The 23,982-nt window shown below is 42.6% G+C and carries 16 protein-coding genes; 13 read left to right on the top strand and 3 right to left on the bottom strand.

Going from position 1 to position 23,982, the window contains the following annotated elements; all coding sequences use genetic code 11:
• Positions 1-191 precede the first annotated feature (191 nt).
• The 12 genes from M3O96_RS20360 to M3O96_RS20300 all read left to right on the top strand — a co-directional run bounded on the left by M3O96_RS20360 (position 192) and on the right by M3O96_RS20300 (position 16,539).
• The gene (locus M3O96_RS20360) at positions 192-797 is read left to right on the top strand and encodes an RNA polymerase sigma-70 factor (protein WP_349630865.1); all 606 of its coding nucleotides are present in this window, start codon (positions 192-194) and stop codon (positions 795-797) included.
• Positions 794-1,771, top strand: coding sequence for a FecR family protein (locus M3O96_RS20355; RefSeq protein ID WP_249723978.1), 978 nt, complete (start codon positions 794-796; stop codon positions 1,769-1,771). The genes M3O96_RS20360 and M3O96_RS20355 overlap by 4 nt, the downstream gene beginning before the upstream one ends.
• Positions 1,758-3,464, top strand: a complete 1,707-nt coding sequence (locus M3O96_RS20350) for a carboxypeptidase-like regulatory domain-containing protein (protein ID WP_249723975.1) — start codon at positions 1,758-1,760, stop codon at positions 3,462-3,464. Before M3O96_RS20355 ends, M3O96_RS20350 begins: the two co-directional genes overlap by 14 nt.
• A 665-nt stretch (positions 3,465-4,129) precedes the next feature.
• A complete protein-coding gene (locus M3O96_RS20345) occupies positions 4,130-5,365 on the top strand; it encodes a hypothetical protein (protein WP_249723973.1) in 1,236 nt (411 codons plus the stop codon).
• 160 nt (positions 5,366-5,525) lie between these two features.
• Positions 5,526-6,131, top strand: coding sequence for a hypothetical protein (locus tag M3O96_RS20340; RefSeq protein ID WP_249723971.1), 606 nt, complete (start codon positions 5,526-5,528; stop codon positions 6,129-6,131).
• A 610-nt stretch (positions 6,132-6,741) separates the two neighbouring features.
• A complete protein-coding gene (locus M3O96_RS20335; RefSeq protein WP_249723969.1) occupies positions 6,742-9,027 on the top strand; it encodes a TolB family protein in 2,286 nt (761 codons plus the stop codon).
• Positions 9,028-9,074: 47 nt separating this feature from the next.
• Positions 9,075-9,959 (top strand): hypothetical protein, encoded by an 885-nt coding sequence (locus M3O96_RS20330; RefSeq protein WP_249723967.1) that lies wholly within the window; start codon positions 9,075-9,077, stop codon positions 9,957-9,959.
• A gap of 413 nt (positions 9,960-10,372) precedes the next feature.
• On the top strand, positions 10,373-11,014 hold the full coding sequence (locus tag M3O96_RS22220; RefSeq protein WP_502798926.1) for a type II toxin-antitoxin system RelE/ParE family toxin: 642 nt from the start codon (positions 10,373-10,375) through the stop codon (positions 11,012-11,014).
• A gap of 122 nt (positions 11,015-11,136) precedes the next feature.
• The gene (locus tag M3O96_RS20315; protein ID WP_249723966.1) at positions 11,137-12,750 is read left to right on the top strand and encodes an ABC-F family ATP-binding cassette domain-containing protein; all 1,614 of its coding nucleotides are present in this window, start codon (positions 11,137-11,139) and stop codon (positions 12,748-12,750) included.
• 248 nt (positions 12,751-12,998) lie between these two features.
• A complete protein-coding gene (locus tag M3O96_RS20310) occupies positions 12,999-14,408 on the top strand; it encodes a high affinity choline transporter 1 (RefSeq protein ID WP_249723960.1) in 1,410 nt (469 codons plus the stop codon).
• Complete coding sequence (locus M3O96_RS20305) at positions 14,377-15,558, top strand: class I SAM-dependent rRNA methyltransferase (protein ID WP_249723958.1); 1,182 nt, start codon at positions 14,377-14,379, stop codon at positions 15,556-15,558. The genes M3O96_RS20310 and M3O96_RS20305 overlap by 32 nt, the downstream gene beginning before the upstream one ends.
• Before the next feature lie 546 nt (positions 15,559-16,104).
• Positions 16,105-16,539 (top strand): hypothetical protein, encoded by a 435-nt coding sequence (locus tag M3O96_RS20300; protein ID WP_249723949.1) that lies wholly within the window; start codon positions 16,105-16,107, stop codon positions 16,537-16,539.
• 126 nt (positions 16,540-16,665) lie between these two features.
• Here M3O96_RS20300 and M3O96_RS20295 read toward each other — a convergent pair whose 3' ends face one another.
• Together M3O96_RS20295 and M3O96_RS20290 are read right to left on the bottom strand one after the other, a co-directional pair.
• Complete coding sequence (locus M3O96_RS20295) at positions 16,666-18,246, bottom strand: NAD(P)/FAD-dependent oxidoreductase (RefSeq protein ID WP_249723940.1); 1,581 nt, start codon at positions 18,244-18,246, stop codon at positions 16,666-16,668.
• 595 nt (positions 18,247-18,841) lie between these two features.
• Positions 18,842-19,801 carry a tryptophan 2,3-dioxygenase family protein gene (locus M3O96_RS20290; protein ID WP_249723936.1) on the bottom strand — a complete coding sequence of 320 codons (960 nt, stop codon included), beginning with the start codon at positions 19,799-19,801 and terminating at the stop codon, positions 18,842-18,844.
• A gap of 116 nt (positions 19,802-19,917) precedes the next feature.
• Here M3O96_RS20290 and M3O96_RS20285 point away from each other — a divergent pair, with 116 nt between their 5' ends.
• The gene (locus M3O96_RS20285) at positions 19,918-21,126 is read left to right on the top strand and encodes an acyl-CoA dehydrogenase family protein (protein WP_241126224.1); all 1,209 of its coding nucleotides are present in this window, start codon (positions 19,918-19,920) and stop codon (positions 21,124-21,126) included.
• Between the two features lie 965 nt (positions 21,127-22,091).
• Here the strand turns inward: M3O96_RS20285 and M3O96_RS20280 are convergent.
• Positions 22,092-23,982, bottom strand: a 1,891-nt coding sequence (locus M3O96_RS20280) for an MBG domain-containing protein (RefSeq protein ID WP_249723934.1), incomplete at its 5' end; no start/stop codon positions are given.

Raw genomic sequence — 23,982 nt, 5'->3', positions numbered from 1 at the left:
ACACAAATAAACCCTACCTACTACAGGACCTGAAACAATATCCATTAATATCCTAGTATCAATAAATATCTGATTGAAAGTAAAATTTGATAAGGAAAAAAATTATCCAAACATCCAAACAATATTTATGAATAGCATAGGGGTAAACAGCTTTTCAGGTTTCTTTTTATATAAGGGCCCAAAATCTTAACTTGCACGAAAGCATTGGATTTTTCATGCAGGCGACAGACCAACAGGTTTTTTCTAACATTCAATCCGGAGATACTGCCTCATTTGAGATGCTGTTCAAAACCCATTATAACCCGCTTTGCCGATTTGCACTTTCATTCCTCAAGGATCCGGACGATGCTGAAGAAACCGTGCAGGCTGTTTTTATTGGCTTTTGGGAAAAGAAAGCAACCATACAAGTGGACACTTCACTCAAAGCATATCTGTATAGAAGTGTACGCAATGCCTGTCTCAATGAAATCAAGCGTCAGAAAGTAAGACAAATTCATGCCGTCACTGTTCAGGCTGAAGGTGAACCGCAAAGTCAGCCTTCTGACCACTTGGCAATTCGGAAAGAGCTTGAATCAAAAATCCAGGAAGCTTTGGAAAGCCTCCCTGAACAATGCAGGTTGATCTTCAAAATGAGCAGGTTTGAAGAACTCAAATACCATGAAATCGCCGCCCAATTACAACTGTCAGTCAAAACAGTTGAAAACCAAATGGGCAAAGCCTTGAAGCTGATGCGCATACAATTGAAAGACTATATTCCATTGATCACCATCTTGATAGGAAGGCTGTTGGAACCATGAACGAGAATATGGAACATATCGAAGACCTGATCGGGAAGTTCATTGTAGGTGAAGCTTCGGAGACTGAAATCCGGGAGCTTGGGGAATGGTGTGCGCTTTCGGCTAAGAACCAAAAATACCTCGATGATGCCAAGCTGATTTATGAAAAAGCGCAGTTGCCGGGTAAGGAGGGATTTGATGCAGATGCTGCTTGGGAAAAGGTTCAAAATCAGATTCATGGGAAAGATAAGAAACCATGGTTCATTTTTCCGACATGGGGAATTGCCGCCGGGTTGATTCTGATATTTGCTTTGACTTTCATTTTTTATTCTATCCGACAATCTGCCCAAACTCAGGAATTCCAGTTCACCGCTGACTTGACGGTAGTCACCCAAAAGATGCCTGACCTGACGGAAATTTCGCTGAACAAAAACTCGGATGTCAGGGTCGATTACAACGAAAGAAAAAAAACCGGAACCATCCATTTGACAGGTGAAGCCTTAATCAGCATCCCGGATTCCAAAAAAGTAAATTGGACCGTGCAAACAGGCGAACTGCAGATTGAGGATATAGGGACGGTTTTTCATGTCAAAGCTTTTCCCGATAGTGCCCTTGTTGAAGTTACAGTGCAGGAAGGAATGGTCAGGTTTTACAAGGATGATATGGATGGCATTATGCTCTCAGCGGGAGAAAAAGGGACTTATGACAAAAATCTGAATACTTTTTCCAAGTTGGAAGCTGATCGCAATGTTGCGGCATTTGTCACAAGGTCTTTTACTTTTCAGGAAGAGGAACTCGGTAAGGTGCTTCACAGTCTTTCCGAAGTCTATGGCAAAAATATCGTGATGGAGGGTGATATTTCCGGTTGCAGGTTGACGGTAGCTTTTGAGAATGAAGACCTCAATACGATCCTTGAAATAATCGCCGAAACCCTTGGTCTAGAAGTAATTGATGAAGGTTCCCAAATCAAAATATCTGGGGATGGCTGCTTTTAAGTATTCTATTTTCACCATAAGAAAGGACCTCCGTTTCGTACTTTTCTTACTAATCCTTCTTTTATTTTCATCCAAATCTTTCGGACAACAGATTCCGGTTTTGGAGAAAAAAGTTTCCATTTCAGCTAAAAATGAGCCTCTGGAAACTTTCCTCCGTCGCTTGTCCCAAGAGACAGGGACTGTTTTTTCCTACAGTTCTTCCGCTATCAATGTCGATAGTAATGTGACTGCTGATTTTTCTAACAAACCTTTGAGAGAGGTTTTGGAAACAGTTTTGGAAGGGAAAGTGGATATCAAACAAAAAGGGGTTTATGTCATCCTCACTCCAAAACCGGATTCCTCCAAGGACTTGGTCATTAGCGGTTATGTCGTCGATGAAGGCACTGGAAAGCCTGTTCGCGATGCCACTGTCTATGACCCGATCACGCTGAAATCTTCCTTGACCGATGAATTTGGCTATTTTCAGCTTTCGGTGAAAAATCCCGCTGAGGACCTCAAATTGGTCATCAACAGTCAGTCTTATACCGACACCCTATTGATAGACGAAAAACAATCCACTTTCCAAAAGATCTTGCTCAAAACCAAAGAAGTTGATTTCGAAGAAGTGGGCAAAAGCATCGCTGAACCCATAAAGGACTTTTGGGTTTGGACCAAAAAATCTGTGGCCTTTACCAACATGGACAATATGAGCGATACCCTACATCGGGGATTTCAGGTTTCGTTGATTCCCTTTTTTGGAACAAATAAAAAGCTATCGGGAAGTGTGGTCAATGATTTTTCATTCAATATCCTTGGTGGTTTTTCGGGAGGAACAGACAAACTGGAATTGGGGGGTATGTTTAACCTCAACCGGGGAAATGTCAAGTCGGTACAGGCTGCAGGTATATTAAATCAGGTCAGCGGAACCGTCCAAGGTCTGCAAATGGCAGGGATGTTCAATGTAGTTTTGGATTCGGTAAATGCTGCCCAAGTAGCTGGTTTGGTCAATTTCAATACTGGAAATGTCAAGGGCTTTCAAATGGCAGGTTTGATGAACGTGGGGACGTCTAACTTTCAGGGATTTCAATTGGCGGGGCTAGCCAATTATATCAACAGGGATGTTGATGGCGTGCAGATTGCCGGGTTGCTGAATATTGGACGCAATGTCAAAGGAACCCAGATCGGACTTTTCAATTATGCGGACAGCATTCAAGGAGTACAGTTAGGTTTTTTTAATTTTGTAAGGAAAGGATACCATCAGGTTGAGATCGGGGCCGATGAAATGCTGCCTTTAAATGTTTCTCTCCGCTCAGGAACAAGGGCATTTTATACCATGCTTTTTGCAGGAATCAGGACGGACAATGCGGACTCTACAACTTGGGCATTTGGCTATGGGATTGGCACCTCCCCTTCTTTGGGCAAAAAAACCCATCTGAATATCGAACTCAGTACCCAACAAATGAACAAAGGATATGTCTCGGCATTGAACCTTGTCAACAGACTTTATATTGGAATGGAATTCCGCTTGGCAAATAAAATCCACTTCTACGCCGGACCAAGTTTGAACCTAAGGGTGTTTGACAGTTCTTACGATGACCATCCTCCATTGTTTACTTATACCAATCCAAATATTATTTCCGAAAGCTCCTATCCATCCGAAAACATTGCCACCCAATTATGGTTTGGCGGCAGGGCAGGATTTAGGTTTTTTTGAGGGATAAAAAGCCATGAAAGGGCGGGATCATTTCTTTAATTCAATTTATTTCGCCCTTTCAGGGCTTGGAACAAACCACTCCAACGATAACGATGGGCTTCACCCATCGCTGGGATATTTCGCACTTTCGGTGCTAAAATTTCAAAATCGATTTTTATCGATCCTAAATTTAGGCCGATGGCTTGTCTCCACTATCAAAAAATTTCAAAAAGTCAGTGAAGAATCTGACAGGGCTCTATGTTTTTCAAAATCTAATTTCATTTTTCCAAATGAGCCCTGAAAGGGCGGGATAACAAAGGGATGGGTGAAGCCCATCCATATTTCGTTTGATAATTTCCCAAAGCCCTGAAAGGGCGGGATCATTTTCTTTAATTCAATTTATTTCGCCCTTTCAGGGCTTGTGCCAAAGGATTCCGGTAATTGCGATGGGCTGCACCCATCGCTAGGATATTTCGCACTTTCATTGCTTATATTTCTAAATCGATAAATATCGGTCCCAAATTCAAGCCATTGGCAGTGTCTTCACTGCCAATAAATTCAAGGATGTCAGTGAAGACACTGACACCGGCAAATCTGATATTTCAAAAAACTTAAAAAAATTTCTCATCCCCCAATAGGGGTGTCTTTGGTTTCGCTTGTCATAGGATTGAAACTAATCCAGACAAATGAATTCCTTAAGCAAAATCTTAGCAACAGCGGCTTTCTTTTCCCTTTCTCCCGTGGAAACCAAAGCGCTTTCCGACCACAAAGAAACCCCGACCGATAGCCTCGAAAAGGTGGAATCGAAGGTTTCAATTCACCGCTTCGGTGAAAAAATCGGCACTATAAAATTCCAACCCTTTAGCGTCAATCCTGAAGATACCACCGTTGTATCGGTACAGTTTGCATTTGTTCCTTTTGTGGGAACCAATGGCACCCAATCCGGAAACATCATCAATGACGTTTCCTTCAACTTACTCGGGGGATACTCCGCAGGAACCCGGAAATTTGAAATGGCGGGGCTTTTCAATATCAATCGTGGCGACATGACCGGCGTTCAATTGGCAGGCTGGTTCAATCAAGTCGGAGGAATAGTCGATGGAGTGCAGGTGGCCGGTCTTTTCAACTCCAATCTCCAATCTGTCAAAGGTGTTCAATTGGCAGGGCTGACCAATTTCACTACAGGTGAAGTAGAAGGTGTTCAGATCGCAGGATTGGCTAATTTCTCTCCCAAATCAGTAAAAGGAGTTCAAATCGCAGGCCTTACCAACTTCTCAGGGAAAATCACCGAAGGCTCCCAAATCGCCGGCTTGGCCAATTTTACTCCCCACGAAATCAAAGGCTCGCAGGTCGGGGCATTTAATTATGGTGGAAAAGTCAAAGGCTTTCAGCTTGGCTTGATCAACTATGCCGACAGCATGAGCGGGGTTCCGGTTGGTCTGATCAGCTTTGTCCGCTCAGGATACCATACGGTAGAGTTCGGCGTCAATGAGGTCCTCCCACTCAACATTGCGCTTCGAACCGGAAAACGGGAATTCTACAACATCCTATTTGCAGGCATCAGGCCGGAAATCAGCGAAGATGTCACTTGGGCATTTGGATACGGACTGGGAACCTCCCCCCGATTGGGTAAAAAGACTTTCCTGAATGTTGAAGTCAGTTCCGAACAATTGAATAAAGGTGAAGTCCAAGCATTGAACCTGATCAACAAACTGTATGTCGGTGCAGACTATCAAATTGCTAAAAAGATGGCCCTATTCGCCGGACCAACGATTAATTTCAGGGTATTTGACGATTCCTTTGACGGGCACCCTGAGCTTTTCACCTACACCAAAACTCAGATCCGAAATGAAAATTCCTATCCTGAAAACATCTCCAGCCAATGGTGGTGGGGATTCAGAGCCGGATTCCGGTTTTTCTAAATGGGTTTTCAATTTTTTTTAAAAAATACAAAAATCAAATAGGGGTAAAATTCCTTTGAATTGTCATTACATCAGAAGCTAAACCAACAGCAGAACCTGCCCGGCTCATCTTGAGTTTGGGCAGGCCAAAGCCTCCAAAAAACAAAAACATTAAAATAAAATGAAAAAGTTATTCACCATTATTATCGTATTGCTTGCCTTTCAAACATCCTATTGTCAAGAAGCAGACAGATTTAGATTTCAGATGGACCTGGGTGCTGCCGCACCAAAAGGAGGTGGTTTTGGTGCTTTGGTTAATTTGGAACCACAAATCCTAGTCAGAAGAAATCTTGCTTTGGGATTGAGAATGGGAGTGGCTGCACTTGCCAAAGATGTAGTCTATTATGAAATCCCGGATGATTACACGGGAGAATTAGGCGCAAATGCATCCATATCCGGCACAGCAAATTATTATTTCAACTATGGAAAAGGCAAAGTAGCTCCTTATATCGGAGGCGGGTTTGGGTACTATACCATGAGCAATATCAACATTGAGAGCACCGACATTGATGGGGATGATTTGGGAGACCTAAAAGCAAACTTTGCCTGGGCACCAATGATAAGAGCCGGCGTGGAGCTAGGAAAATTCCGACTCGGAGCTGAATACAATTTTGTTCCAAAAAACGACCTCCAAAACATTAACGGAGAAGTAATCGGCCAAGCCACAAATGAATATTTCGGTTTTACGATTGGCTATTTTGTCGGTGGTGGCAAATGGGGAAGATAATCTGGATCAGTGTATTTTATCCTACTTCGGGAGAAGCAGGACAGCAGCCCCAGTTCACCTGCTTCTCCGGAAGCAGGGTTATAATTAATCCTTCTTTCCTAATTTTGGAGATGCAGAAAAGCTCGGAATTGCCTAAAGAGTTTAGCCTACCAGACACCCCTGATTCCGTTATTGAGTTATAGGGTGGAGTTTTGAGAAGTAGGGATCCATCCGCTTCAATTATTTGAACTCAATGAACATTCTTGAATTACCTTAATCCTTACCATTTAAAAACTGGTCTCCAAGTTTAACTCAAGGCAGGCTTTTACTCCAATATTTTTGGATTGCTTAAGGTGAAATTTACCATCTCCTACCAAAAGCTTTTCAGGAATTGAAGTTCAAAATTTTATACTTTTTATTTATATTGAACTTGTAATTTGAATTTGTTCACATCAAAATTTCGGTATAAAGTTTCATCCCAATCCTTTATACCATCCTTTTTCTGGAATTTGAAAAGTTTGTTGAGGAAGTTTAATCCGTTTGCCCTGTTCAAAGAATACCAAAAATGATCGGAAATCATCCCAAAAACCGATCAGAGCTTAGATCTCTTTACTATCAAATTTGAAAATCCATGAATCCAAGGACCTATTTAGCTGCCTTTTTGATCACCTTATTTTCTATCAATGGACTAGCCCAATCCAAAGAAAGGATTTTTTATTCCTCTTTCAGCCCACAGGATTGGGATATTTATCTTTCCAAAGATTCAGGAAAAAGCTTTGAAAAGTTTACAGATCATCCTTCGCTTGACTATGATGCAGTCATAAGCCCCGACGGAAAATGGATTGTATTTACTTCCGAGCGGTCCGGTATTCCGCAACTTTATATCAAATCTGTTGATGGAGATATTCCTCCCCGGCTTTTGGTAAAAAGCAACTCTTTTCAGGATCAGGCTGCATTTTCTCCCGACGGGACACAAATGGCTTTTGTCGGTTCGCATGAAGGAAATTCTGAAATTTACATTATCCCGTTTATACCGGACTCCCTGCAGGATGCTTCCAATGCAAAGAATTTGACCAAACATCCCGGAGGTGATTTCAGGCCTACTTTCTCTCCCGATGGAAAACAACTTGCCTTCAGCAGTGACCGTGGTCATAAAATCGTGCCTCATCCCCAATTCCCTTTTGCACGTCAGCGAATAGGGGATATTTATTCGATGAATATCATGGGAGAGCAAGTGAAAAGGTTGACGGACTCAGATTCGTGGGACGGAAGTCCGGTCTGGACAGGTGATGGTTCAAAAATTATCTTTTACAGCGCACGAAACGGAGAACCGGCGATATTTGAAATGAACGCTGATGGATCTGACCAACACCAGATTATCGAATTTGATGGACCCGCGGTTTCTCCAAAACTTCTTGATAATGGAAATGTGGTTTTTACAACATGGAAAGGGGAGAGTGATTTTAAAATCATGCATGCGAATTTGGGGTCCAAGGAAGTCACTCCCCTATTTTCAAGCGCGCAGGATTTGATGTTCAACGTGGATGTACATGGAGGCGGATTGATGGTGTTTCATGGAGGCAAATATCCAACGAACCAAGTTGCAAAAGGAACATTTGGATTTGATGGCGATGTCTTAACAAAAGGACCTGACACAATATCAATTGCCGGCAAGCCAATCAATTTCTTCGGGGTCCGAAGGGCATTTGTTGCACCGCCTCAAGTGGGAAATACTTTGCTTTTTTATGACGCCTCAGATTTTCAGGGATTTTTTGATAACCTCAAACCAATAGGTTACAGTGTTTTTTGGCTTCCTCTACTTGTGATTCTTCTGTTTCTGGCAGGAATTATAATGGGTATTAAAAACAGAAAAACCATCGCCTTTTGGAAATATTTGCTGTTCTGTCTAATAGTAATCCTTTCAGGAATTACAGTAGCAGGAATTTTCCTTTTTGTGGATGCCATCAACCCAATGTCCATGAATGTGATCAGGTTAGTCATGGCATTATTGACTTTGGCCTTAGTCACTTTGAGTTGGTGGTTTTATAAAAGAAAAACCCGACAACAATCAAAATCAAAACTGATCTACCGGCTATCAAGCCTGTACAGTATCCTGTTTTTTGGCCTGGCCCTATTTTCATTACTCTGCGCAGTCTTTATCAATCATTTAGTCCATACCGCAATTCATTTTTATCAGATTGATTATGTTTCAGGAGAGAAAAAGCCACTTTTTGTTTTTGACAAAGAGGCAAATACCAACTCTGCCAATTTTCGGGTTATCGACAGTAAGGTAACCCATGATGGCAAAGCTTTGCTGTTTACGACAGGAAGTTTCAGGGGAAGACCACATACACAAGGGGATATCTGGAGTTATGATTTTCAGACTGAAAATGTAACCAAACTGTCAGATTCCCCCTATAATGATGGCTTTGCAGACTTGAGTGATGATGGTAAATTGGTATTTCGAAGTGGAAGAAGCGGCCATTTTGATATTTATCTAAAAGCAAATGGGGAATTGACAAACCTGACCAATGATGCCCATCGGGATAATTTTCCTGCTATTTCCAAACAAGGGGATAAAATAGTATTTGCCTCAGACCGTCTGAGAAAGGAAAATGAATACAAGACCATGGACATTTTTATGATGAGTTTACAGTCGGACAATAGCTGGAGTGAGCTGGAAAAAATTTCAGGCGGAGAAGGACAGAACGCCCACGCTCATTTTTCTCCTGATGGGGAATGGGTGATTTACACAACAGAAGGTTTTGGAATCAACGATGAACAGGCACTTATCCAACCTATCATTTTTTCGCCCCAGATGTATGGTGAGATTGTGGCTTACAATATTATTACCAAAGAAAGAATCAGATTGACCCATAATAAATGGGAAGATGGAACACCTCTTTGGTTGAAATAAATACAAAAACATTCTCCAAATTCGGATTAAAATACTATCAGGATTTCATGACAGAGCAAAAATCCAAATTCACACAATTCTTATTTTTGTCAATTCTTCCGGCCCTCCTTTTCGGAACCTACACCATGGCTTATTTTGATATCCCGAGAAGTCTTTGGATGATGAATCTTGGTTTCGGTTTGACTGGCATCGCTTTGGGTTTCTTCAGGTTTAGACCGGTTTTCAAAAAGGTGAACCCCTACCCCATTATCTTGGTATCGATGTTATTATTGCTGCTGACTTTTTTGGATGAGGGTTATCGGGATGTCCACAGATGGGTCAGTATTGGAAAATTCAATCTTAATATTGGTTTGATGGTAAGTCCCTTAATTCTGATCCAGATTCACAAAATGGAAAATCAAATCATGGGAATTTTGGTTTCCTTACTTACAATTATCATTTTCCTTTTTCAGCCGGATGCTTCATTGGTAACCGCTTTTTCGGTTGCCGCTGCTATGCTTCTCTTTAAGAAAAACATCTCCAATACCACAAAAGGCTTGATTTTGATTTCCACAATCGGTGCTTCAGTTTTGGCTTGGTTCAGATTGGAAAGTTTGCCTGCTGTCAGTTACGTGGAAGGCATCCTGTCACTTGCTTGGGAAATCGGCGGTTTTTTTGGCCTCTGTTCAGTGCTTTCTTTAATGTTGTTGCCCCTTCCATTTTTCATATTTGCTAGCAAAGAGAATAAGACAATGGCTTACAGTTTGGGCCTGTATTTCTCCCTGATTTTGTTGGCAACGGTTTTTGGAAACTTCCCTGTGATGGTGATGGGTTATGGGATTTCCCCGATTATAGGGTACTTTATTGGATTGATTTGGTTGGGTGAGGGTTTTCCAAGATTTAAGGAAGAAAATACATATAAAAGCAAATCTCAAAATCACATTATATTGTGATATTGACGGTAATCATCTATCTGCTTCTTAGTTTCTTACAAAAAATCAAATTATACTATGATTTTTTCAAACAGAAGTCTCATTCCTTTTTGTTGTAATATCTCATGTTCAAATTTAAACAACCTGCAAAAGACCAATACTTCAGCCTTTATGCGGATCGGTTGAGAATGTTGAATAATTCGGATTTGGTTTGAGAAATAGTCCTTAGATGGGTAACGAGTTTAATTCAACTTCTAAAAGAAAAAATACCCATTTCTAGGTATTTTTTGTTTTTAGGGAAATGGGTATTTTTCAAATCTTTTAGTTTTCCATTTGAACCTTACAAGTAAATAAGACTCCTGTTTAAAACAATTTACAAAGAAAAAGAAAAATTGTTTCCCAATTGGGAAATTTGTAATTTTAAGAAATTCTAGATGAAACCAAATTTTGAGATCGAATTACTTCATGAAGCAGTTGAGTTTCTGGAAAACCTTGATGACAAAGCAAGAGAAAAAATTTACTACAATATGAAAAAGTCACAACTTGCCTTTGACGATGAATTATTTAAGAAATTGAATGATTTCATCTGGGAGTTTCGGACTTTTTATAATGGCAAATCATATAGACTCTTTTCGTTTTGGGATAAATCGGGTAAGAATGGAACTTTGGTAGTTGCATCCCATGGTATCTTAAAAAAGACCCAAAAAACACCTTTGAAAGAAATAAAAAAAGCAGAAGAAATTAGAAAACAGGTAATCATGGCAGATAAATTTAAAACGGTTTCACTTGATCAAATGATTGACAGACACATAGGTAACCTTGGCACGGAGAGAAGGGATGCTTTTGAAAATGAATTGCGGATCGATGTGATCGGACAAGCGATAAAACAGGCAAGACAGGAACGTAAATTGACCCAAGAACAGTTGGGTAAATTAGTAGGTGTTCAAAAATCCCAAATTTCAAAGCTCGAAAACAGTGTTAAAAATGCAAGATTTGAAACCATTTTGAAAGTTTTTGAAGCCTTGGGAGCAAAAGTGAACTTCAATGTAGTATTGGATAAACAAACCATAGTATAATTGAGAAAATTCTGAAACTGGAGAATTCTCCCCCACTTTTTAATTTCCCACCAATTTCCCCTCCCCCTTAGTCCCTTTGTGGGAAATACCTATCTTTGCACCTCGAAATAATTTAGCCAAAAATGATTACTGTAGATAACCTCTCCCTCAAGTTCGGCAAGAGAACCTTATTTGATGAAGTAAGCCTTAAATTCACACCCGGCAACTGCTACGGTGTCATCGGTGCCAACGGTGCCGGAAAATCCACTTTTTTGAAAATCCTATCCGGAGATCAGGACAGCACCTCCGGTTCGGTGCACATCACTCCAGGCCAAAGAATGGCCGTGCTCAAGCAAAACAACTTTGAATTTGATGAGGTAGAAGTGCTGAAAGCGGTCATTATGGGCCACAAAAAACTCTATGCCATCATGGAGGAAAAGGACGCCATCTATATGAAGGAGGATTTTACCGAGGCAGATGGTCTCAAAGCCTCCGAACTCGAGTCAGAGTTTGCAGAAATGGACGGTTGGAATTCCGAATCCGATGCCGCTTCCCTCCTTTCGGGTCTTGGCATCAGCGAGGACTTGCATTACCTCAAGATGAAAGAACTTGCCGGTAACCAAAAGGTAAGGGTACTTTTGGCACAGGCTCTTTTTGGCAATCCTGATATCCTCATTCTCGATGAACCTACCAACGACCTTGATGCACAGACGATCAATTGGTTGGAGGATTTCTTGGTGAATTTCAAAAACTTGGTAATCGTCGTTTCCCACGACCGTCACTTTCTCGATGCTGTTTCTACCCATATCGTGGACATTGACTTCAGCAAAATCAGGATTTACTCCGGTAACTATACCTTCTGGTACGAATCATCCCAATTGGCAGCGAAGCAGAAGTCGGATCAAAACAAGAAGGTCGAAGAAAAGAGAAAAGAATTGCAGGAGTTTATCCTGCGATTCTCAGCCAACGTCTCCAAATCCAAGCAGGCAACTTCCAGGAAGAAAATGCTCGAAAAACTCAATGTGGACGACATTCAGCCTTCTACGAGAAAATATCCGGGCATCATCTTCAAACCTGAAAGAGAAGCCGGAGATCAGATCTTTATGACCGAAAGTCTGGAATTGAAAGATGCCAACGCAATCTATTTCACGGATGTGAACCTGATGATTGACAAAGGGGACAAAATTGCTTTTATCTCCAAGACCAAGCAGGCCGTCACCAAGTTTTTCCAGACCATCATGGAAGAAATTCCTACCCAAAAGGGAAGCTTTAAATGGGGTGTGACGATCAACAAAGCTTATTTACCGAATGACAACTCGAAGTTTTTTCAAACAGACCTGAATCTGATCGATTGGCTAAAGCAATATTCGACCAATCAAGAGGAAGCTTATGTAAGGACTTTCTTGGGTAGAATGCTGTTTACCGGGGAAGAATCCCTGAAAAAATGTGCGGTGATTTCGGGAGGGGAAAAAGTGCGCTGCATGACCTCTAGGATGATGCTCCAAAACCCGAACCTCCTTGTCATGGATGAACCTACCAACCACTTGGACTTGGAATCCATCACAGCATTCAACAACGCCATCATCGATTTCAACGGAACGGTGTTGATGACCTCTTATGACCATGCCTTTGTGCAGTCGACTGCCAACAGGATCATCGAATTTACCCCAAAAGGAACCATCGACAGAAGAATGCCTTATGATGATTACCTTGAATCAGAGGAGATTAAAGGAATTCAAACAAAGATGTACTCGTGAAATGAAATATGCTTGAAGCGAAATAAAGTTGAGATATGCTTCGCGAAATACAATTGAAATAATTTTCAGGTCAGACTGTATTTCCATTCTATTTCAACCATATTTCCATTGTATTTCTACCTTATTTCTATTGTATTTCTACCTTATTTCTATTGTATTTCTACTTTATTTCTATTGTATTTCAACCTTATTTCCATTGTATTTCCACCATATATCAATTTAATTCAGACCTATTTCCCTAGAAGAAATTGTTAATTACCTCCATAATCATCTACCTCTTAATTACCGTAGCGATAGGTGCATGGTCATCGAAGCTGGTCAAAAACTCCAATGACTTTGTGTTGGCGGGGAGGCAGTTGCCGCTTTTTTTGTCTGCTTCGGCATTATTTGCAACTTGGTTTGGATCTGAGACGATCTTTGGAGCCTCTTCGGAATATCTTGAACACGGACTGCAAGGTGTGATGGAAGATCCATTTGGAGGGGCACTGTGTCTGGTATTGTTCGGGATGTTTTACCTGAGACCAATGTACAAGATGAATGTCCTGACGATCGGCGATGTGTACAAGCGGATCTTTGGAAAGCGGGTTGAGTTCATTGCTTCTGTCTTCATGATACCCCCCTATTTTGGCTATGTGGCTGCACAATTGGTTGCCTTATCTTTGATATTTACTACGGTTTCAGATATCAGTATTTCGCAGGGAATAGTCATCAGTGCATGCATTGTCGTCTTCTATACATTTTTGGGTGGTATGTGGGCTATTTCGATCACCGATTTCATTCAGACAACTTTGATTGTGGTGGGCTTGGTCTGGGTTGCGGTATTGGTGACCGAAAAAGCAGGTGGCGTGATGCCCATCTTGGATTCAGCGCCTGAGGGCAGTTTTCAGTTTTTCCCCGATGCCAACCCGATTTCATGGATGAATTATCTAGGGGCTTGGATGATTATCGGTTTGGGAAGTATACCTAGTCAGGATATTTACCAAAGGGTCATGTCCGCCAAGTCAGAAAAGGTCGCCATCCGTTCAGCTTACTTGGCAGGAGGTTTTTATGTGACCATTGGCCTATTGCCTTTGTTTATTGCCCTCGGAGCAAAATTTTTGTATCCGGAAATTTACCTCGAAAACAAACAATTGCTTCTCCCAGAAATGGTCCTTAGACATAGCGGAATGCATATTCAGATTTTGTTTTTCGGAGCATTGATTTCCGCGATTATGAGTACAACGAGTTCGGGATTATTGGCACCATCTGCTGTCATCTCGGAAAACTTGATCCGTCCTTATTTTGGAAATAAACTTCAGGAGAAGCATTTTTTGTGGATTTTGAGGATAAATATTATAGCCGTTGCTATTGTGGCAGTTTTGATGGCACAATGGAAAACCAATATATATGAACTCGTGGCAGGGGCATCTATCCTGATGTTGGTTTCCTTATTTGTGCCACTTACTGCCGGATTGTATTGGAAAAAAGCCTCCGAAATGGGCGCTTTGATGTCGATCGTCTTTGGGATGATTGCTTACCTTGTGTTGGAAACGTTTGAATTACCGATTTATGCCCACATTCCTGCTTTGGGCGTCAGCGCTGTCGCTATGATTGTGGGCACATTAATTTTCCCTAAAAACAAATACCATGCTCCCCTATCCCATCATCAAACTCCTTAAAGGAAAAGAGATTTCAAGTCTCAGGAAACACCATTGGATTTTTTCGGGGGCGATTGCTGCCAAAGATGAAGCCCTCAAAAACGGGGAATTGGTGCAGGTTCATAGCCACAAAGACCAACTTCTCGGAGTGGGCCATTTCCAATATGGCTCGATCATGGTCAGGATGGTGACTTTTGAGGAAGAATTGATTAACCTTGATTTTTGGAAAAAGAGACTTGCCCAATCCTATCGTTTGCGGGAAGCGATCGGGCTGACAGATAATCCTGAGACCAATGTGTACCGTTTGGTTCATGGGGAAAGTGACGGGCTGCCGGGATTGATTGTAGATTTTTACAACGGCACTGCGGTCATCCAAACTCATCATATCGGAATGTATAGGCACGTGAAAGAAATCAGTCAGGCACTTCAGTTTGTATTGGGTTCAAAACTGCAATGTGTCTATGACAAAAGCTCGGAGACATTACCAAGGGATTTGGGGGTTGAAAATAGGGTGGTTTTTGGTCAACCGGATACCAATATGGTGGTGGAATATGGCTGTCAATATGAGATAGATTGGGAAAAGGGTCAGAAAACAGGCTTTTTTGTCGACCAAAGGGAAAACAGGTTTTTGCTAGGCAAATACAGCAAAGGGAAGAAGGTACTCAACACCTTTTGCTATTCGGGTGGGTTTTCGGTTTCGGCACTGAAAGCCGGAGCGTCTGAAGTTCATTCGGTGGACATATCGGTCAAAGCCATAGAACTGACAGACAGGAACGTCGCATTGAATTCAGGATTTGAAGGAAAGCACCAATCCATCATCGCTGATGTGGTGAAGTACATCCGCGAAATCGAAACCGATTATGACATCATCGTCCTCGATCCACCTGCTTTTGCAAAAAACCTGAAAGCCAAACACAATGCCGTACAGGCTTACAAAAGGCTGAATCTAGAAGCTTTGAAGCATATCAAAAAGGGAGGAATTCTATTTACGTTTTCCTGTTCGCAGGTCGTGGACAAACAGCTTTTTGCAAATACCATCACTGCTGCAGCCATGGAAGCCGGTAGGAATGTCAAAATCCTCCATTACCTTTCCCAACCCGCCGACCACCCGATCAATATTTTCCATATGGAAACGGAGTATTTGAAGGGGTTGGTGGTTTATGTGGATTGAGGGGGAAATATAAAGTACGAAGTACGAAGTAAAAAAAGTCCGATGACGGATGACGGATGTTTGGTATTGAGGAAGTAGACGGTTGTGATAAGGGTGAAAGGTAAGAGGTGGAAGGGAAAAGTATAATGTCCGATGACGGAAGTAGGAGAATTCTGAATGCTGAATTAATAATGAAGAATTAAAAAAGACGGAAGACGGAAGTTATAGATAAAAAGACATGCCGATTGTGATAGCATCAGGCATATATAAAAACCTATCCTTGTCACTTCGACCAGGGGGAGAAGTCTTTTGGAAGTGGGAAGTTAGGAAGTGGGAAGTAGGAAGTTTGGAATTTATGATGTCCGATGACGGATGACGGATGTTTGGTGTAGTGGAAGGTAGACAGCTTGTTGTGAAAAGGGTGAAAGGTGAGAGGTGGAAGTAACTTGGAGAGATCCTTCGCTTCACTAAGGTGACGCCCCATAAGATAATCTACCCTTATTTCTCTTGGACTTTGCAGGATTATAGGAATTAGGCTTAATTTGAAACAAAAATAAAAAACGCAATATGTACACAGGTTTACAACATCTTCATTCCGGCTTGGCTTATCTGGCCTTGGCTGCTTTGGTCATCGTGATGATTTACGCCTTGATCGGCTCATTGAGTGGCAGGGAATTTACTGAAAAGGATAGAAAATTTGCCATGATCGGCTTCATCTTGGCCCATATCCAATTATTGGTTGGCTTGATCCTCTACTTTGTAAGTCCTCTTGGATTTTCATTGTTGACAAGTGGTAATGCCATGGCCGATAAAGTTGCAAGATTGACCGCCTTGGAACATCCGGTGATCAATATCCTTGCGATCATCATCATTTCCGTAGGTTATATCCGCGCCAAAAAAATGACTGAAAGCCGCGCGCGCTTCCGTTCCATTTACATGATGTATGCGATTGGTCTGGTTTTGATACTATCAAGAATCCCTTGGTCTAGCTGGTTGGGGTGAACAGTTATCAGTCTCAGTTTTCAGTGGGCAGTTTTCAGTAAACAGTGTTCAGTGGGCAGTTTTCAGTAACCAGTATTCAGTGGTCAGGTGGCACTCGACTGACCACTGTAAACTGTACACTGCCAACTATTTATAAACATACATTTCCACCAATTTTTCAGCACATCGCTCACCATCCATAGCCGCGGAGACGATTCCTCCGGCATATCCTGCACCTTCCCCGCATGGAAACAAACCTTTGATGACGGGATGCTCAAAACTCTCTTTGTCCCTTGGAATTCGAACCGGAGATGAAGTTCGACTTTCCACCCCAATAATCTGTGCGTCGTTGGTCAGGTAACCTTTCATTTTTTTACCAAAATCAATAAATCCCTGTCTCAACCTCTCAGCTATAAAATCCGGTAAAACCTCATACATATCCACCGATTCCAAACCGGGCTGATAGGAAGTGTCCAACAAACTTTTGCTTACCCGTTTCTCTGTAAAATCAACCAACCGCTGTGCAGGTGCTGTCTGGGTTTCTCCTCCTGCCTTCCAGGCTTTTTGCTCCACTTCTGCCTGAAACATCATCGCAGCCAAGGGTCCATATTTTTGATATTGGGGCAAATCCTCCAATTCGACGGCTACGACGATACCCGAGTTGGCAAACTTACTGTCCCTCCTACTCGGACTCATGCCGTTGACGACGATTTCCCCGGGGGAAGTGGCTGCAGGCACGATAAACCCTCCCGGACACATGCAAAAAGAAAAAACGCCCCGTTGTTTTCCTTTGAACATGGCCTGATTGACCAAAGCATAAGAAGATGCAGGCAGGTATGGACCCCGGTCAATCTCACAATGGTATTGAATGCGGTCGATCAGATTTTGGCTGTGCTCGACCCTCACTCCCAATGCAAAAGGCTTGGCTTCGATCAATATCTTTTTGGAATGGAGTAGATGAAAAATATCCCTAGCAGAATGTCCTGTGGCAAGGATTACCCCTTTTCCTAAAATCTTCTCTCCCGTATGGGTTGTGATTCCCTTGATTTCGTTGCGGTCCAAAATCAGGTCAGTCACCTTCGTTTCGAACAGAATCTCCCCGCCTGAGTCAAGGATGCTCTTTCGAAGTTCCGCCACCAAAATGGGTAATTTGTTGGTTCCAATATGAGGATGGGCATCCACCAAGATATCTTCCGTGGCACCGTGGGCAACCAAAATTTCCATGATCCTTCGAATGTCACCGCGCTTTTTGGAACGGGTATAAAGCTTGCCGTCCGAATAAGTACCTGCCCCACCCTCTCCAAAACAATAATTGGATTCTGGGTTGACAATATGGTCTTTGTTGATGGCGGCGATATCCCTTCTCCGAGCCCTGACGTCTTTGCCTCGTTCGATGAGGATGGGTTTGACTCCCAATTCAATCGCTCTCAAGGCCGCAAAAAGTCCCGCCGGTCCAGCCCCGACAATAATGATAGGGTCTGCATTGCTTACATTTTGGTAGGCTTTTGGAGTAGTCAAAAGCGGGGTTGGCGCTTCATTGACAAAAACCTCGGCTGTCACATTCACCCTAACCTGCCTTCCCCGGGCATCTATGGACCTCTTTACCTGACGGGCATAAGCATTAGGCTGCTCGGCAGAAATGCCAGCTCTTTTCAGCGCCGTTTCCCTAAAAACCTCCTCATCATATGCTTCCTGAGGGGACAATTGTAATAGTAATTCTTTTTTCATGTGTAAGGTATTTATCCTTAAATAAGACATTAGATGCAAGACACAAGATGCAAGACTAAATTCACCACTATCGTCATTCTGAGTTTTTGACTATTTGCAAATGTTCAGAAAAGGAATCACGGTTGTTCCTCCGTCATTCTGAACCGTAGCCTGCGAAGGTGAAGAATCCCACTATAAAATTGAGACCCTTCGCTACACTCAGGGTGACGACCCCGAAAATTTCGTCATTCTGAACTGTAGCCTGCGGAGGTGAAGAATCTTCCTTAGCGGAGACACTTAACTACGTTCAGTGTGACGACCCTGGTATTCACGTCATTGGTCGTGTAGCGAAAGAATCTCTTTTAGAAACAAGAGACGAGCCCTACGACTTCGCTCAGGGACCAAGGGAAGAAAGAATCAAGACCTTAACTGAACGATAGATTTCTCCTCCGATAGTATTCGGGATCGAAATGACAAGGATACCCTTTTATCACTTTCAATTTCAACCTGACAACAATCTCCAAAACGCCATGAAAGGAGTTTCAACTTTCACCAAAACCTCAACCTTACAACTGATCCAATCTTGAATCTTGCGTCTTATATCTTGTGTCTATTTTCATTCTTCTCCAAAAACCTCCTTCACCACCCAACCTTTGCCCCATTCTTCTTTTTCTTTTTCGGTCCAAAGCTCGGGGTAGAAAATAACTTTTTGGAAACGGGGAGGTAAGTATTTCTGCCAATTGGTTCCGCCGGTAGCAGCGATATCGACGGGGTCACGCTGTAGGTATCTCACGGCTGACTTGTAATGTGCCAATGGCCAAAAGACATTTGCCTTCAGGTCAAAGTCCTTCATCAGCCTGGTCAACTCTTCGTCTTTTTCGGTACAGTCAAGGTATTTTCTCCAGATATTAATCGTCTTGTAATTGGTAATAAATTCTTTGAGCCTTTTTCCGTATTTGGCTTCGAAAGTTTTTAGGGTCAAGGTTTTTTCTCCTGTAGCCAATTCTACAGCCCCATGTTGCCAATAGAGGTTTTCAAACAGAACATCGACATCTTGCTCGCTTTGCATCTTTTCTCTGATGCCCACAAAAAGCAATTGTTGCGCATCGCAGGCCAAGATCTCAATCACGCGATATTGGGCACTTTGAAAACCGCTCGAGGGTAACAAAGACATCCTGAACTTCAGAAATTGCTCCCTTTCCATCCCTTTCCACATCACCGCAAAGGAAGAAATCAATTGGTCAAAATACATGTTGACCCGCTCCAATCTCTCTTTGAAAAACTTCCCATCAAAAGGTTCCTTTTCAGCGATCTGCTCGAGTTCCCAAATGATCAGCTTGAAATAAAGCTCCGTGATCTGATGGTACATGATGAAGATTTTCTCATCCTTGAAGGATGTTCTGGGTTGCTGCAGGGACAACAAAATATCCAAATTGATATAATCCCAATAAGTCATGTAATCGGCATAAAGCAAACCTTCAAGGTAGGAAGATAGGTCCTGACCGGAAGCTTTGAATTTTTGCTGAAGTAGCTCTATTTTATCTAAAATGTCTTTTTGTGCCTGTATCGGATCCATGTGCTAATTTTTTGTTCAATAAGGTAGTTTTTTACCACCCTTCTTGTTTATTTCAGGCAGAAATCAAACAATCCGCTGCAAAAATCCATTTTAATAAGCAATAAACCAAAAGAGTTATGGAGCATACTGCCACCGCACACAAATCTTTGAAACAAGACCTTTATGAAGGAGCTGATTTTTATCAGGTTGATGATTTATTGACCGAAGAGCACTTGCTGATCCGCTCTTCGATCCGGGATTTTGTCAAAAAAGAAATCAGTCCATACATAGAAGACTGGGCACAAAGAGCACATTTTCCTTATGAGATCGTCAGGAAATTTGGCGACGTAGGTGCTTTTGGGCCGCAGATTCCTGAGGCTTACGGCGGCGGCGGGCTCGATTATATCTCTTACGGCATAATCATGCAGGAGATCGAGAGAGGCGACTCAGGCATGCGCTCGACGGCTTCCGTACAAGGTTCTTTGGTGATGTATCCAATCTATAAATTCGGTTCAGAAGCCCAAAGAATGAAATACCTGCCCAAACTTGCTTCTGGCGAGATGCTTGGCTGCTTTGGACTGACAGAGCCCGATCACGGTTCCAACCCGAGCGGGATGAAGACCAACTTCAAAGATATGGGCGACCATTACCTCCTCAATGGCGCAAAGATGTGGATTTCAAACTCTCCCAAAGCAGACATCGCGGTTGTTTGGGCAAAAGATGAAACCGGAAGAATCCACGGCCTGATTGTAGAACGAGGCATGGAAGGATTTACTACTCCTGAGACGCATAACAAATGGTCATTGCGGGCCTCCTGCACGGGAGAATTGGTTTTTGACAATGTTAAAGTTCCAAAAGAAAATATCCTGCCAAACAAATCCGGATTGGGTGCGCCCTTGATGTGCCTGGATTCGGCAAGGTATGGCATCGCTTGGGGAACATTGGGCGCCGCGATGGATTGCTACGATTCGGCTAGAAGGTATGCGATGGAAAGGATACAGTTTGACAAGCCAATAGCTTCTTTTCAATTGATCCAAAAGAAATTGGCAGAGATGCTGACCGAAATCACCAAGGCGCAGTTATTGGTCTGGAAACTTGGCAAAATGATGAATGAAGGCAAAGCCACTACCGCCCATATTTCATTGGCAAAAAGGAATAATGTTGCCATGGCATTGGAGATCGCCCGCGAAGCCCGTCAGATCCACGGCGGCATGGGCATCACCGGAGAATACCCGATTATGCGCCACATGATGAATCTTGAGTCAGTGGTGACCTATGAGGGCACGCATGATATCCATTTGCTGATCTTGGGAAATGAGATTACGGGGATAGCGGCGTTTAAGTAGAGTTCACGCGAAGGCGCTAAGACGCAAAGAAAAGGGTTTCTAAAATTGCTTCCCACGAAGACGCAGAGGCACAAAGGAAAAGGCTTTCAAGAGTAGTGAAATTTTTTCCCGCAAAGGCGCTAAAACGCAAAGGAAAGAGTTTGTAAGATGGGGGAAAATTGGTTCACGCAAAAGCGGAAAGAAGCAAAGAAAAGGATTCCTGAAATTGCTTCCCACGAAGACGCAGAGGCACAAAGGAAAAGGTATTCAAGAATAGTGAAATTTTTTCCCGCAAAGGCGCTAAAACGCAAAGGAAAGAGTTTGTAAGATGGGGGAAAATTGGTTCACGCAAAGGCGCAAAGGCACAAAGAAAATAAGCCACTGGGGAATGTAATTCTCTGGTGGTTTTTTATTCGATTGACTGTCATCCTGATTTTTTAACAATTTGCAAATGTTCAGAATGCGGAATGACATGTTGGAATATTAAGGTTCAATAGGAATGTGGCTTTAGCCCATTCAAAAATAAATGCCAAGAAAAATTCGGCTTTAGCCAAAACAATGAGATTGGATTTATGAAGGTGGATAGGATTTGGCTAAAGCCGGGGAGATCTGTGCTTTTATTTCCCCTTCAGCTAAAGCAGGAGGAAATTTAATCGAATAAATAAGTTTTATTGAAATCAGAATCAAGCTCCGGTGATGTCATTGGTAATCTGAGGTACGAAGATGAAAGATCTCATTTTCAGAGACCCTTCGCTTTCACTCAGGGTGACGCCCCAGAAATTCACGTCATTCTGAACCGCAGCTTGCGAAGGTGAAGAATCTCAATTACCAGAGACTCTTCACTGCGTTCAAAGTGACGGCCTGATTGATCACCTCCTTGGGTATGATTAAACTGAAAAGCCACCGAAGAATAAATCCTCCGGTGGCTTTTTTAATTCCCCTTTTGGCTCGCACCAAAAGGGGAAGGATTTTTAAATGAAATTACTCTATTGCTTTACCAAGCGTTTGGTCATCACTTGGTTACCCACCTGCACCACTACATGGTACAGACCGTTACTTAGACCTTTCAGATCAAGTGGCCTTACAAAACTTCTTTCCTGATAGCTCTGCTCTTCCATCACCACTCGTCCTGCGGCATCAAATACCCTGAGGGTCACGTCTGAAGCTTCATATAAGTTAACTTGGATATTCGAAACTTCAGATGCCGGGTTTGGATAAACCAAGATCGTATTTGGTGCAAGGTCTCTCATTAGTGTGATTTCTCTGCTGATGGTCTGACCTGCCCTGTCGGTGCTGTGGATTGTAAACCTCATCTGCTCGGAGCTGATTGAACTACCTTTCCAGATCAATTGGTTGTCTTGAACTTGAAGGTTTGGATGCTCATCCATGCTGTAGGTATGGATATTATCCGCAGGATCAATGGTACTAACCAAACTGATCACCTGACCTTCTTGAGCATTATTAGGAAGAACATTGGATTCGAGGACGATCTCCCGTGCCATTGGTTTGTTGAGAACCATAACAGGAACTGAGATAGCTTCATCCATTTCACCCAAATCAACAACATCCTGCACATAACCATCTACCTGATAGAATCCTGCTGCCAGTTTATCATAAGCTTTGGAATCCCACTTGATAGCGATCGCTTTACCATCAAACCAGCCTTTGCTTAACTGATTCAATTGTTTTTCAAGGGTCTCTATCGGTGTGTTCCAAGGTACTTCTTGCATGGCCACGTCAATTCGTTTTTTACCACCAGTTTTGACTTCGTGAATCACGATCGACCCGCCACCAGTTCCATTGTTTCCGAGGATTGTCGCATTTTCCGTGTTTTCATCACTTCCCATTTGGTTATCATAGATGATGAGGTCAGATGTTGTGGATATTTTGATTCTGAACGCATCCGGGTTGGATTGTCCATTCCAGTTACCATCTATTGCAACGACCACAAACTTGAATCCTGACTGTCCGTTGATCGTACCTGTACCACGGTAAGTGGCCCTTCTTCCGGAAATCACCAAGGAACCTGATTCATGCATGGTGGATTTAAAGTTAAGGTCACCTGCATGGAACTGGAATTCAGTATTTCCATCTACCTGACTTGATCCTTTCTTGTACCTGGACACAAATCCGAAGTTGGCTTTACCTACCAACGATTCATCTGCTGCATAAGCACCTGCCGGAGAATTGATCCAACCACCACCTGTGACGAAGCTTCCGCTTGCATCATAAACCGGGATATAAGCTGTAGAAGAAGCACATCCTGTACCCACAGTTGCTGTAACCTTATACACTCCTACAGTTTGTAAATTTCCTGTAGTTGCGGTTGCAAAGCCGGAACCATTGGTTAACACCGTATTAGTGTAGACTACCATATTTGCTTCGTTGGTCACCACAAAAGTTACGCTTACTAGGTCCACTCCTTGATTATTCTGAGTTACAGTTGCTTTTAAGGTAGCTGCCTGATTCATAGCTACCGGAGTACTGCTGGCTAAAGCGTCGATGGAAACACCTAGGATTGTCAAAGTTCCTTTAACCAAAGTGATGTTATAGTTACCTGAGGTCAATCCTGAAGGAGTAACGTCATATGGTCCGGCACAACTGTTTACGACTGCGTCAGTAGAGAATATCAATGTGCCTCCCAACACTGAAGCATTTTCACTTCCAACAAATCCGTCATAAGTAACAGTAAATGGTGGATTCGCTTGGCCTTCATATTTGGAGGCGTTGTTTGTGGTTACTGTCAGGGCTGCTTTACCAATGGTAAAGTCCTTGCTGTCGTTGCTCGGCAGATAGTTTGCATCTCCAGGGAAGCTGTAGCTCGCTGTTGCGGTTCCCGCATTCACATTGTTTGCATAATCAGCTGTCGGGGTCAGG

Origin of the sequence: Aquiflexum sp. TKW24L, from assembly GCF_023502205.1 — a bacterium.
Classification (GTDB): Bacteria; Bacteroidota; Bacteroidia; order Cytophagales; family Cyclobacteriaceae; genus Cognataquiflexum.
The sequence above is the reverse complement of the archived record's forward strand: the minus strand, read 5'-3'. Positions and strand labels throughout refer to the sequence as shown.